Source organism: Pedobacter africanus, from assembly GCF_900176535.1.
Taxonomy (GTDB): domain Bacteria; phylum Bacteroidota; class Bacteroidia; order Sphingobacteriales; family Sphingobacteriaceae; genus Pedobacter; species Pedobacter africanus.
On sequence record NZ_FWXT01000001.1, the window covers coordinates 2305992 to 2319215 of the forward strand.

8 protein-coding genes are annotated in these 13224 nt (G+C 44.0%); all 8 read right to left on the minus strand.

Annotation, left to right across the window (positions count from 1 at the left end; genetic code table 11):
• Positions 1-12: 12 nt before the first annotated feature.
• Complete coding sequence (locus B9A91_RS09510; protein WP_084238101.1) at positions 13-228, minus strand: hypothetical protein; 216 nt, start codon at positions 226-228, stop codon at positions 13-15.
• A gap of 69 nt (positions 229-297) precedes the next feature.
• Positions 298-1905, minus strand: a complete 1608-nt coding sequence (locus B9A91_RS09515) for a SusD/RagB family nutrient-binding outer membrane lipoprotein (RefSeq protein WP_084238102.1) — start codon at positions 1903-1905, stop codon at positions 298-300.
• Between the two features lie 15 nt (positions 1906-1920).
• Entirely contained in the window at positions 1921-4968 is a 3048-nt protein-coding gene (locus tag B9A91_RS09520) for a SusC/RagA family TonB-linked outer membrane protein (protein WP_084238103.1), read from the minus strand.
• Between the two features lie 160 nt (positions 4969-5128).
• On the minus strand, positions 5129-5578 hold the full coding sequence (locus B9A91_RS09525; protein ID WP_084238104.1) for a hypothetical protein: 450 nt from the start codon (positions 5576-5578) through the stop codon (positions 5129-5131).
• A 12-nt stretch (positions 5579-5590) separates the two neighbouring features.
• The gene (locus B9A91_RS09530) at positions 5591-7051 is read right to left on the minus strand and encodes a SusD/RagB family nutrient-binding outer membrane lipoprotein (RefSeq protein ID WP_235012513.1); all 1461 of its coding nucleotides are present in this window, start codon (positions 7049-7051) and stop codon (positions 5591-5593) included.
• A 1-nt stretch (position 7052) separates the two neighbouring features.
• Positions 7053-10097 carry a SusC/RagA family TonB-linked outer membrane protein gene (locus B9A91_RS09535; RefSeq protein WP_084238105.1) on the minus strand — a complete coding sequence of 1015 codons (3045 nt, stop codon included), beginning with the start codon at positions 10095-10097 and terminating at the stop codon, positions 7053-7055.
• 200 nt (positions 10098-10297) lie between these two features.
• The gene (locus tag B9A91_RS09540) at positions 10298-11743 is read right to left on the minus strand and encodes a glycoside hydrolase family 10-like protein (RefSeq protein ID WP_084239659.1); all 1446 of its coding nucleotides are present in this window, start codon (positions 11741-11743) and stop codon (positions 10298-10300) included.
• A gap of 21 nt (positions 11744-11764) precedes the next feature.
• Positions 11765-13195, minus strand: coding sequence for a DUF4623 domain-containing protein (locus B9A91_RS09545; protein ID WP_084238106.1), 1431 nt, complete (start codon positions 13193-13195; stop codon positions 11765-11767).
• Positions 13196-13224: the final 29 nt, after the last annotated feature.

Consider the following 13224-nt stretch of genomic DNA (forward strand, 5'->3'; position numbering starts at 1 on the left):
CAGGATAACAAATTAAAGTCTGTTTCCTGCCGGATCGGCGAGTGCTTTATTAATGGTAAATTCAATATATGCCCGGTCTCTTTTTACAAGATCCATCAGCTGCTCTACCAGCTGGTCTTCCTGTCCGGGTGTAAAAGACAATTCAACCTGTGCCAGATCACGGTATTTTCTAAGAAATTTAATTTTAACCTTTTGCCAGGTTTCAGGGGTTAATGTAAAATTTGCCATGCCACAAAAATAGCAATAATTGCTTAACAAAGTAATCTGCGCCCTTAAATCAGGGCGCAGACTTTAGAATTAATTTGTATCCCACCATAACGGTGTAAGCAACCTGTATTTTTCTGAATTGTCTCCAACATTATCCGGGTTACGGGTTTGTTCATTGCTCTCGTAAACCATTCCCCTAATCCACTGGTTCGGATTGCCTGCATCAAAGATGACCGTATTCAGGTTTAAGGGCCTCAGCAGTGATGGCCCATATATAGCCTGACTAAAATCAGACCGGCGCATATCCACCCAGGTCTCAGGATTTAAACATAGGGAAATGTACTTTTGCCTCATGATATGACTTAAACCCTGCGTCAGATTTGCAAAATGTGCATTTAATCCGTCGGCGAGCTGAGCTGTCCAATAAGTAGTGATGTCACCGCTCGCAACGCCCAGCTTACGCATATTGGCTTTAACACCTTCCTCATAGGCCGCCAGTGCGCCAGGAATATCCCCCGATCTGAGCCGGGCTTCTGCTTCAATAAGTTTCACTTCAGAATAGGTAATAAACGGAAAAGGTGACGTTTGCTTCGTATAGAAGCCGCTATTACTAAAAAGCCCGTAATCATTGGCATTTTTCTTGGTAGCATCGCCATTCTGGCCATTCGCTAAAATGCCCTGCCCTCCGGTTAAGCCACCACCAGACCGCAAGCCGCGATATTGCCCATCTGATAACGCCGGCTGCATAATTTTACTGATCCGGGGATCTTGCCTAATGGTATTGGTAACGGGCAAAGTGGTTAGCATGTTTACAAAAAACTGGCTCCAGGCAAAATACCTTGGATTATAGGTATTGTCGTTAGGCGTTGTACCAGGCGGCACTGTAAAGCCACCCCAGCTAAACCACGGGTTTTCATCGGTCGGGAGCGCGCCGGCCAGATAAGGGAATTCAGCGTCCATCCCATCTGCATTAAAGGCATTACCACAGGCTTCGATAATTTTTGCGGGATTATAAAGTGTGCCTTTTTTAGAAAGATGGTTCAGGTACCTGGCCTTTAATGCCCAGGCAAAACGTTTCCATTTATCTATGTTTCCCTGGTACATGATATCGCCCGCGGCCGAATTTAATGTACTGTTGTTTACCGGGTTATTGAATGCCAATATTGCTTCATCCAATAATTTATCTATCCGCTGATAAGCGGTCTGCTGATCCTGCATTTTAGGCGTTAGGGAAAGCTGGGTTTTCCCGTTATAAAATTCATCGATAACAATAGCACCATATTGGTCAGCAAGCATACCAAAGTTCATCGCTAATAAGGTTTTTCCGGCGCCAACAAAACAAGGGCTTCCTTCCTCTTCTCCCAGATTGATCAAATCGATACAATTTGGCATCGTAAACACATAAGTATTTTGCCATGCAAAATAACTTGCGGTAAAGCGCCAGGTCTCTGCATTCAGGTTTGTGCCGGTTAAAAGCTTGGTAACGCCATACTGGGTTACGCCTGCAATTTCCCTGGCGCCCCGCCACATGGCTGCACCATTAGAAGTCGTAATGGCACCAACCAGCCTGTTCGCTGCGGTTACCTTCGTTGGATTATTTGGATCCGTATTTACATCCAGAAATTTCTTACATGATGGGGTTACAATGGCCATAGCCAAAACCAGATAAACCAGCCCCTTTTTATATATTGTATTCATCGTCAGTCCTCCTCGTTACAATGTTAATTTTAAACCTAAGTCAAAACCCCTGGTAGCCGGGACCCCCAAGTTGTCAAAACCAAATGAGCCTGTTCCGCCTACACCTGCGCCACTGCCCGAAACTTCAGGGTCTACACCAGAATAATCGGTAATTAGTAGCAGGTTACGCCCGGTAACCGTAAATGAAAGGCCTTTAAGCTTTAATTTACCCAGGTATTTTGTGGGCATATTGTAGCTAAGCGTAGCATATCTCAACCTTACCCAGCTTCCATCTTCCACAAAATCATAGCCCTGATTGGCATATATTGTCTGGTAATAATTCTGATTTAACGGAACCGCTATGGTATTTTGAACACCGGTCGACTCGATGATCCCATCAAACACCTTTGTTCCCCTGTCTAAAGTTTTCAGGCTTAAGCCCGATCTGACCAGGGCATTTTCTGTGGCATTAAATACCTGCCCGCCAGAACGGACATCTACCATAAAAGAGAACATAAAATCTTTATAATTGAAGGTATTGGTTATCCCCATTGTAAAATCAGGATTCCTGTCGCCAATATTGGCCAGGGCAGTTTGCACTTGTGGATAGCCCGCGTTGTTGAGCAAGAGTTGCCCCTGGGCATTTCTTTTCCACACATTCCCGTTTATTCCAAATAAACTTCCATTCAAAAAAGCGGCTCCCTGCGCTACATTGGATGCTGCCCAGGCATCAGAAAGTTCAATCCGGTCAATCTTTGCGGGCAAGGCTTTTACAACAGAAGTATTGTGCGCAAAGTTAACATCTATTGACCATTTAAAATCGTCGCCTGCTACAGGCCTGCCATTCAATATTACTTCAATCCCTTTATTTCGTATAGACCCTCCGTTTAGGGTGGCCAGGAAAGATCCGGAGGATGGCGGGGTACGCAGCTGTAATATCTGGTTATCAGATTTGCTGAAATAATAGGTTACGTCAATACCCAAACGATTTTTTATAAACCTTAGGTCGGCCCCTACCTCAAAAGCACGTGTAAACTCCGGCACCAGTAATGGGTTACCAAAAGCATTGTTTGAATTGATAATGAACCCTCTTGGGTTAATTGTAAAATCATTTGTCAATGTAGCCAATGAAGTGGTTAATGAATATGGAGAAGCATCTTTACCTACATTAGAATAGGCTGCCCTTATCTTTCCATAGGAGAAAACACGATCATCAGATTTGGCCCCCATTTCTTTTAAAAGATCGGTGACAATCAAAGCCGCGCTCACTGAAGGATAAAAGAACGACCTGTCTTTTACCGGCAAGGTAGAAGACCAGTCATTCCTGCCTTTAAAATTTACATAGGCGATGCCTTTCCAGTCTATATTAAAATCTCCGAACCAGCTGAATATCCTTCTTCGCCTTAACTCTTCTGAAGTCGTCCGGTCAGAAGGTTTGGAGTTATTGATACTGGCAAACGTAGGGTCGATAAAATTAAGAGCAGTGGCTGTAGAAGTCTGCAAGGAGCTTACTTCAATGTTATTTCCTACAGAAAGGCTAAGGTTTATCTCTGCACCTATTTTCTTTTTGCCGGTTAAAATGGCTGTTGATGTTGTGATCTGGTTATTGGCCACAGACTGGATGATCGAACCTCTATTTACATTGGGCTCTAATGTCCCCGGCATTCTTACAGATTTAAAGTTTTCGGTATAATAATCCGTACCTATCCGGTAGGTAAAATTCAAAAAGCTAAAAGGATTGTAATCCAGGTTCCCCTGTACAATCATCCGGTTTACTTTACTGGTAAAAGGTTTTTTATTTATGGTCCAGAAAGGGTTGTCTGTTCCTGTGGAATTGATAATTTTCTGTGAGCCGTCAGGATTCAGGTAATCTTTCATATCGAGGCTACGGGGCCAGGAAAGCCCACCCATAATGCCGTTAAAGCTCCCCTGAGAAAGATAGCTCCTGTCGGTACGAATATAATTGGCATTCCCTCCAATGGTTAGCTTTTCACCAACCTTAGTATCGGCATTTATCCGGAAAGATTTCTTTCCAAAAGTTGAATTGTCAACAATTGAACCCTGTTCCAAAAAAGACCCTGAAGTATAATAATGGGAATTGTCTGTACTGCCGCTTACCGAAACATCGTGGGTTTGTGCAAAAGCATTTTTAAAAACACTTTCCAGGTTATCATAAATTGTTTCACCAGCAGTAAAAGCTGGGCCCCAGGAGCCCAATGCTGTGGCGTTAGCTGCACCCTGCTCACCTTGTTTAAACTGCGACTGAAGCTCCGGAAGTTTATTGATGTGATCAAATGAAAAATTATTCTGATAAACAATCCTGGCTGCACCTCCCGAACCCTTCTTGGTGGTAATAACAATGGCCCCTGAAGCTGCACGGATCCCATACAAGGCAGCAGCAGCAGGACCTTTCAATACGGTAATCGTTTCAATATCTTCCGGGTTAATATCTATAGCCCGGTTCGAAGCAGGCGCAACCGAAGCAACCAGACCTCCCTGAGACACCGGAGTGCTATTGTCTACCGGAATACCATCCAGAATAAACAAAGGCTGATTACTCCCGCTAAGAGAGCTTCCTCCCCGTATCATAATGTTGGCCGATGATCCTGCAGCACCACTGGAATTGGTAATCTGTACACCCGCCACCTTACCTTGCAACGCATTGACCACATTGGGCTGCTGAGAGTTTACAATATCCTGGGCCTTGACGTTTTGCGTTGAGAAACCGAGGCCCCTGACTTCCTGTTTTACACCAAAAGCGGTAACAGCTACTTCCTTTAATATCTGGCTGTCTTCCTGTAGTTTTACATTGACCATGCCACTCCCGGTTACCGGGATTTCCTGATTTAGCATTCCTAAAAAACTAAAAACCAGAACATCTCCGCTTTGGGCGGTAATGGAATAATTTCCTGCGCCATCAGTGCTGGCTCCACCGGGTTTTCCTTTTATTTTTACGGATACACCTGGCAATGGAGCGTTGTCGCTTGCCGATGTAACTTTACCTTTTAGCGTTATTTGCTGGGCAGCGACCTGCGTAATGCAAAGTCCTATACCCATAAATAACAGGAGTAGTTTTCTTTTCATATAGATTAATTTTAAGTAGGTTTTATATTTTGTTTTAATTTAACATTTTTTAACCACTTTATTTTCAACCGGTTGAAAACTTCAGCTATATAAAGACAAAATGGAGAACTACGCCATAAAAAAAGCCCCGGTTGGTACCAACCGGGGCTTTTCAGAATGCTTACTGAACTTTTAAGCTCAGTGTTGTTTTCTTGGTAAGTGTATTCTTATTTACCACCTCTACCTCCATTACAATGGCTGTTCCTACAGCAAGGCCTGCAGGCACGGGATAAGGGAGCAACAGGGAGTCTGTCTTGCTCACTTGCGAATAAGCCTTTTGATAGGCTGTGGTAGAAACTGCTTGCTGGGTACCAGTACCAACAGTAGACCTTAAGTTGATCTTATCGATCGGGTCATCAGACCAGTACCTGAGGTCTAGCTGAACAGTACCACCAGCAGCCACATTGGTGGTTTGCGGTGGTTTTACGGTAAAGCCGGCAATTACAGGTACCTTTCCAATCACATTTACGTTATCTTTGAGCCATTGATCGGCGTCGTTCTTTTTACATGCAGAAAACAATGCAGCAGATGCAATAAGCAAGGCTGCGTATGTCAATATCTTCTTTTTCATTTCTATTCCAATTTAGTTAAACAACCAAAGTTTCACTGCCTGATTGGCCACCTGTGGCACATTAGGGTTTCTACCAGGCTCATTGTCCGGATACTTGCCACGTTGCACATAAACAGTACCCAGCAGGTTCTTAAACGGAGTTTTCAACCCTGGATATACAGTTGCGCTGTACTGGTACCTGCGCATATCAGTCCATGTTTCCATTTGAAGGAACAGGGCAATATATTTTTGCAGCATAATATCGGTTATAGTGATATTTCCTGATTTCGTAACCGCCGGGTTGGTGGTATAGGCATTGATTGCAGCTGCATCCACACCCAGTTTTTCCATATTACCTTTTATGCCCCTGATGTAGGCTGCATAAGCTTCGGTTGGGTTCGTAGCAATCAGGGCCTCGGCTCTTACAAACTGCATTTCCGCGTAGGTAAGTATAGGAACCGGAGAAGTGCGCGCACCATAAAAGGTTTTATCGGTGATGTCAGAATTGGCCAGGTTTGCACCCTGCTCATTACCTAAAGCCCCTACAGGCCTGCCAACATAGGTAGCGGCACCATTGTTATCGAACAGTTTTGGCATACGCGGATCGATAACACCAGCAAAATAACCAGTACCATTCATCAGGTTAACCATAAAGTACGATGGCCTGTGCTGCTTGGCGGTAAGTGCCGGCTGCCCCAGGTTGGTATACCATGGGCTTGGTCTTTCTGTACTGTACTTGAGCTGCACATCAATGGCACTTCTTTGGGTTTCATCTACCGAAAGCGCAGCGTCTGCAGCGGCATTTACAAGACCGGCAGGATTTCTTTTGGAAAGGTTAAGGTAGTACCGGGCACGTGCGCCGTAGGCAGCTTTCTGCCAGCTGGCAATGGTACCTCCAAAAATAAGATCAGAAGTACCCACTTTCAATGCCGCACTTGCAGGAACCGGCTTCGCCAGATCCGCAATAGCGCCATCCAAAAGTTCTTTCAGGGAAACATTGTAGATATCTTCCTGCTTATCGTAAGTAGGGCTTGGCACCGCTGCCCCTTTAAAGGCCTGGCTGTAGGGCAAATCTCCCCATATGTCGGTGCTTTGCATCAAAAGCAAAGCCATCAGTGTTTTACCAATACCAGCATATTGCGGGGCACCCAAGGTTTCGGCCCTGGTGATCATCTCTTTAAGGTTAGGCATCGCATCGCGATAGCCAGACTCCCAGATGTTGTCAAACCCATAGGGATTATAGGAGTCTATATTCGCCTCGTAAGTATTTGAACCCGCCAGGTATTGCGGATAGCTGTTACCATATTGCCCTACGTTAAAAAAGGAAGTAGCCGTAAACTGTATGGTAGAACCGAGCAACCCGGCCAGATTGGCCTGTTCTGGGGTTAACTTTGAGGGGTCGTTGTTGATGTCGAGTGCATCTTTACAGGAGCTGAATACCGAAGCTACCGCTATCAGTACCGCCGTCATCTTTATATTGAATGTTTTCATCATCTTAGAAATTGACATTTAAACCAACAAAAATACTCCTGGTTGAGGGAATACCTGTTCCTACATATCCAACAGAGTTTGAGCCCGATCCGTAAGCACTTGCCTCAGGGTCAAAGCCATTAAATGGTGTACTTAGCCAAAGGTTATTGGCAGATACATTAACCGAGGCCGATTTGATAAAGCTTTTGGCAACCCATGCTTTTGGTAATTCATAAGCAAGGGAAACATTCTGCAGCCTTACCCAGGAAGCATCCTGGAAACCGTTATTTTCGGTTGAAAGGCGATAGGCAAAGCTATTGTTATAAAAAGCCTGGTCAATCAAAACCGCTTTATCATTTGGCACATAGTTCGGTGCAGCATCTGTACCTATATTTTTCACCCCTTTAAACACAACCATTGCGTTTCTTAGCTGCGTTTCTGCACCTATACCGGTAGTATAACGCTGTGTTTTAGGAATATCGAATACATCTCCGCCTTTTTTGAAGTTAAACAGGAAAGAGAAAGTAAGGCCTTTATATTTCAGGGTACTTCCCAATCCGCCGGTCCAGTCCGGGTAGGCATTTCCTACAAGGTAGTTGTTAGACAAAGGCTGGGGCACAATCGGATACCCATCGGCACCGATAATCAGCTGCCCATTGTACTGGCTACCACCATCAGTTACGCGGGTATAAGGCCATCCGTACCAATCACCTGGCCTGCCGCCAGTTTTTATAATTTGTTTTACCCAGGGGCTTTCAGGGTTAAACTGGATCTCGCTTACTCCCGGAGGCATAGACAATACACGCCCAACTGTTCTGGACCAGTTTGCATTGATGTCCCATTTAAAATTTTCGTTATTGATAATGTTGGCATTCAATAAAAATTCGAGCGACCTGTTCCTGATCTTGCCCGCATTGGTTACGAAGATATCGAAACCTGAAGCATAGCTGATCGGAACTGGCACAATCTGGTCAATACTGTTCAGGATAGCATAATTTGCATCCAGGGTAATGCGGCTTTTCAGGAAATGGAACTCGCCACCAAATTCCAGGCCTTTGGTCCTTTCAGGCCTCAAAGTTTCAGACCCTACTTTAATGTCCCTTCTTACACCGGTTACCCCACTAAAGGCCTGGATAGTAGAAAAGTATTCGCCAATCTGATAAGGATCGGCATCTTTACCCACCTCTGCATAAGACAACCTTAACTTACCATAGTTAAATATCGGATTGTCTTTAAGGCCCAATGTTTCGGTAAACACATACGACAGGCTGGTTGATGGATAAAAGAAAGAGCGGTTGGCCGCCGGAAGTGTAGATGACCAGTCGTTCCGGGCTGTTGCATTCAGGAATATGGTATTGTCGTAGGATACAGTAAGGTCACCAAATACACCTATGATGTTTTTCTTCGAAGGAAAAGTAGTAGGGTTATAAACATTGTAGTTGTTGATGCTCTCTACATTTGGCACTACCGCCTGTGTGCCATTCAATGAAAGGTTGGTTCCGTTGATATGGGTAAAAGAATGACCCAGTAACAAGTTTACATTCCATTTCTCTCCGAATTGCTTGTTGGCCCTGGCAAAGAAATTGGAGTTGATCTCGTTATAGCTGATTCTTTGTTCTGTCATAGAACCCAAAGTGCTGATCAGCAAACCAACCTCGTTGTAGATCTGCCTAAAATCTGTGTAGTGGTCTATACCGGCTTTATAGTTAAAGGTGAGCCAGTCGTTGGCCTTAAATTCGGCACCAAGATTTCCCAATATCCTGTTCACATTGTCTTTCATAAAGGCATTTTCAGTGAAATAGAACGGATTCTGGATAGACGCGTTGTACGTTTTCTCTGTTCCATCAGGGTTCAGGTAATCCCGAGGGTCAACGGTATTGGTATGGCGCATCAGGTAAAAGATGGTACCAGATGAAATACCGGTCCGTGGGTTTTGCCCGCCCGAATTGATATAGTTGGCAGAACCTTCAAATTTAAATTTATCAGAAGCTTTTAATGTTCCGGCCAGCCTGATGGAAGTCTTTCCATAATCAGAATTGGGCACCACACCCTTTTGATCGGCGTTAGATATGGAGGTAAAATAAGTTGCACTTTCGTTCCCCCCGCTAAAGGTAAAGGAATTTTGCGCCTGATGGCCGGTCTTGAAAAAAAGATCGTAAGGATTGTAAACCGGCTGTCCTTCAATTTTAGGCCCCCAGGTATTGATACTAGCCACTACAGCACCATTGTTGCCCTGCCCGTAGGTAGTCTGGATATCAGGCTTGGTCACTACATCGTCGAAGCTGTAAGATGATTTAAAGCTAAAAGAAGGTTTCCCACCCTTGCCAGATTTGGTGGTAATGATTACCGCACCGTTGGCAGCACGCAAGCCGTATAGCACAGAAGCAGCAGGTCCTTTCAGAATGGTCATTGATTCAATATCATCCGGGTTAATGTCTGCAGCACGGTTGGTGTTCTGGAAATTGTCGTTGTTCACCGCAATCTGGTCGGTATTGTTAGAGATTGGGATACCATCTACCACAAACAAGGGCTGGTTATTTGCCGAAGGATTTAAGGAGTTGACCCCCCTGATCTGGATTCTGGTACCTGCTCCGGCAGCACCACCGGTACTGGTAATTTGTACTCCGGAAGCCTTTGCCTTTAATGCATTCAGCATATTAGATTGGTTGGTATTGGCAATATCAGCAGCCTTTATTTCCTGGGTTGCATAGCCCAATGATCTTCTTTGCTGCCTGATACCCAATGCAGTAACCACCACTTCCTGCAGCGATTCCGATTCAGGGGCCAGAACAACATTGATGGTGGTGTTGCTGCCTACGGCTTTCTCTTGCGGCACCATGCCGATAAAGGAGAACACCAGAACATCTGTTGGTGCGGCCTGAATGCTGTAGGCACCTGTGGAGTTGGTTTGCACCACAGTAGTGGTTGATTTGATTTTAATGGAGACGCCGGGTAAGGGTAGCCCGTCATCTGCGCCAGTTACCTTTCCGGTAACAGTTACTTTTTGGGCAATGGCCTGTGAGGCAAGCACAAATACGCCCATAAATAACAGGAGTAGTTTTCTTTTCATAGCGGAATTTTAGTTAGCAATAAGTTTTATCGGGTTATAAGGGCACACAAAACCCGCAAATAACCGCACATACTAAATTGCAACAATTAGCCGTAAAAAAGGTTACTCCTTAAAAGCTATATTCAATATATTTACATTTGCATGAGAAACACCGCAGGTTAACGCACAATAACGCAACCAGCGGTGTAACATAGAATTCTCTATTTTTTCTCTATGGCTTCAGAAGGCTTACTTTCCTGATTATCTATATTCAATGTTGAAACAGAATAATATCCGGCCGTGTTAATTGAAATGCTACTACCTTTAGTTATCGTTAGTACTTTTCCTTCTTTCTTTAAATCAGAAAAGTAATAAACCACTGATTTCACGCTTCCAGAAGCATTCCATTTCAACTCTCCACTTTCTATCCTAACGTTTGTTGCTGCAACCGGGGCCGCAGCAACACTACGACCTAAAAACGGCATTACAGCCGGGTCTTTGTAAATAGCGGCCAGTTTATCTGTAATACCGACCTTATTCAAGTCAAGATATTTAGCGCTATACATTGCATTACCTACTACCTTCTTATTCAATCTGGTCAGATCAAATTGCCTCTGTAATTCTGTTGACGACTGAAAAGCCGCAGGTGCAGTGGCGTCTCCGAATTTATAAAAACCATGTCCAACCATTAACGCAGCTTTGAAGCTGTTATTAGTCCACTCAGCAAGTCGTAGTTGAAAATCGTTGTATTGGTTTCCTATCTCCTGGTATAATTGGGGAATAACTACATCCACCCAACCCTCCTGGTTCCATTTCTTAACGTCAGCATAGAGCGTATTGAAATTTTTATTGATGTCTGGAGCAGGCGAAACAGAAAATACTACCCCGGGTTTAGTGGCTACTATAGCATCATATACACCTTTAATTGCCTTATTCACGTTATCTCTTCTAAAATCCTGAATGGTGTTTATACCTGCACCGTACTTTGTAAAATCTGCCTGATCTGAAAAGGTTTCGCCTTCCGGATAAAAATAATCATCAAAATGTATCCCGTCTACATCATATTTAGTTATGGTTTCTTTAACAATATCAACCAGGCGCTGCCTCACTTCAGGCAACGCAGGGTTATAAATACGTATAGTCGGGAAGTCCATCACCCATTCCGGTTTAACCGAAGAATGAAGGGCAGGGAATGCGCTACCAGAATTAGCACGTGTTGCTATCCGATACGGGTTCATCCAGGCGTGAAATTCAATATCCCTGGCATGCGCCTCATCAATCATAAACTTAAGCACGTCATATCCCGGATCGGTCCCCCTGGTTCCTGTTATGGATGCACTCCAGGGTTCATAGGCGGAATTATAAAATGCATCTCCCATTCCCTTTACCTGAAAATAGATCGCATTAATATTAAGTTGTTTGAACTTTTCAAGGTAATTGATGTATTGCTGCTTCTGGTTTGCCATGGTATACACCCCCTGTGGCCAGTCCAGGCCGTAAACAGAAGCAATCCAAACTGCCCTCATTTCTTTTTTAGGGAAAACAAGCCCCGTTTCAACTGGCGGGTCTACCGGATCAGGTGTAGTGCCGCCTCCGCCTTTCTTACAGGCGTTCAGCAGCAGTGCCAATATCAGCACTGCCACCAGATGTAGGTTATTTTTTTTCATAGATTTAAATTTCATCACTGTTTAATCTAAAGCAACTTTCTTTGGAAATTCAAAGAACACAAACCCCGTGTCATTTGCGCCAGCATAAAGCAATAAAGATTCATCCTTGCCCGTTGCGTCTTTTTTAACATAAAAACCTGTTTGTGAAGATGGGGAGGTATTTACAGGCCCCATTAATGAATAATTAAATACAGCATTAACAACAGGTTGATTATTTAAGTTAGTCAATGCCTCCTTTACATCTGCGCCTTTCGTAATGTCGTAAACCATGAAGTTAGTAGCCTCTGCGCCGGTTCTTGCTGCTGTGGTAACAATCAGATAACGTTCGCCATTAAAGTTAACGACGCGTGCATCTGAGCTTCTTATAGGAATAGCCGTTCTACTCATAGTAAATGCAGCTGCCCCTCCTTCGGATACCAATGCAACAGGTGCATCGTGACCAGTAAATATATACTCGCTGGTATTCCCAATCCGATTGTACGAAGTCCAGGATCCAGCTCCTGTAACTGGAATTGCGAAAGCAACCGGATTACTAACTGTGATATAATTAGCAACATCAAATCTTAATATTTTAGTGCCGGCATTGTCACCAAAGAAGAGGTAGCCATTCCCCTGATCATCCAAGCTTACTGAAAAATTGTCACCATGTCTAACTCCAGCTCCGGTTATAGTTCCAACATTGATATTCGCGATTACTTGCGGGGCAACGGCTGGATCAGTCCAATGGTAAACTTTTAATGGGCTGGCAGCGGTATTGCCAGAGAGATTTGCGATATAGGTATGACCGTTTACCTGGGCGCCCATATTCGTAATAAAGGTCCCCTGCGAAACACCTGTCATATTTAACAGAATTTTGTTGATTGTCCCGGTCTTCAGCTCAGATACGTTCAACAAATGTGGTGCTTCTCTTCTAACAACCAGGACTTTTTGTCCATCAAATCCGCTACCCCTGGTTAATGCACCGGTAAAGGCATCGTAAATCGGACTTCCCAATGGATTGCTGGTAAAGTCATAAGTAGCTCCTTTTTCAAAATCAGCCCCGAATACTGGTACTTTTAACCTTAATTTAACAAAATAATCGCGATAACGCGGAGAATTTAAAACTTTAATGGTAATAGTTTGCTCCGATTTCCCCTCTTCAAATACAACCGGATAAGTATCCTGGCTCAACTTAGCCCCTTCCGATACACTGGCCTCAAATTTAAGATTAGAGAAATTAGTAGCTGGGTCTATTCTGGGAAATGAGACCGTCTTTGCATCTTCATCAACAACTCCCTCCAGCACTGTAGTTCCATTGGCTCCTGCATTCATGATTTTAATTGAGTTCAAAACAGTCATTTGGGAAGAAGTGTCCATTGCTTCCGGGAAATCATCTTTACATGAAGCCAGGGTCAGCATCCCCATAAAGGTTGCCAGGAGCCATATTTTTGATGTTTTATATGTTAGTTTCATATGATATCGTTTATTATTAATAATAAAGC

Coding starts and splice junctions, on each gene's coding strand:
- B9A91_RS09510 (WP_084238101.1), bottom strand. CDS start 228: ATGGCAAATTTTACATTAACCCCTGAAACCTGGCAAAAGGTTAAAATT.
- B9A91_RS09515 (WP_084238102.1), bottom strand. CDS start 1,905: ATGAATACAATATATAAAAAGGGGCTGGTTTATCTGGTTTTGGCTATG.
- B9A91_RS09520 (WP_084238103.1), bottom strand. CDS start 4,968: ATGAAAAGAAAACTACTCCTGTTATTTATGGGTATAGGACTTTGCATT.
- B9A91_RS09525 (WP_084238104.1), bottom strand. CDS start 5,578: ATGAAAAAGAAGATATTGACATACGCAGCCTTGCTTATTGCATCTGCT.
- B9A91_RS09530 (WP_235012513.1), bottom strand. CDS start 7,051: ATGATGAAAACATTCAATATAAAGATGACGGCGGTACTGATAGCGGTA.
- B9A91_RS09535 (WP_084238105.1), bottom strand. CDS start 10,097: ATGAAAAGAAAACTACTCCTGTTATTTATGGGCGTATTTGTGCTTGCC.
- B9A91_RS09540 (WP_084239659.1), bottom strand. CDS start 11,743: ATGAAAAAAAATAACCTACATCTGGTGGCAGTGCTGATATTGGCACTG.
- B9A91_RS09545 (WP_084238106.1), bottom strand. CDS start 13,195: ATGAAACTAACATATAAAACATCAAAAATATGGCTCCTGGCAACCTTT.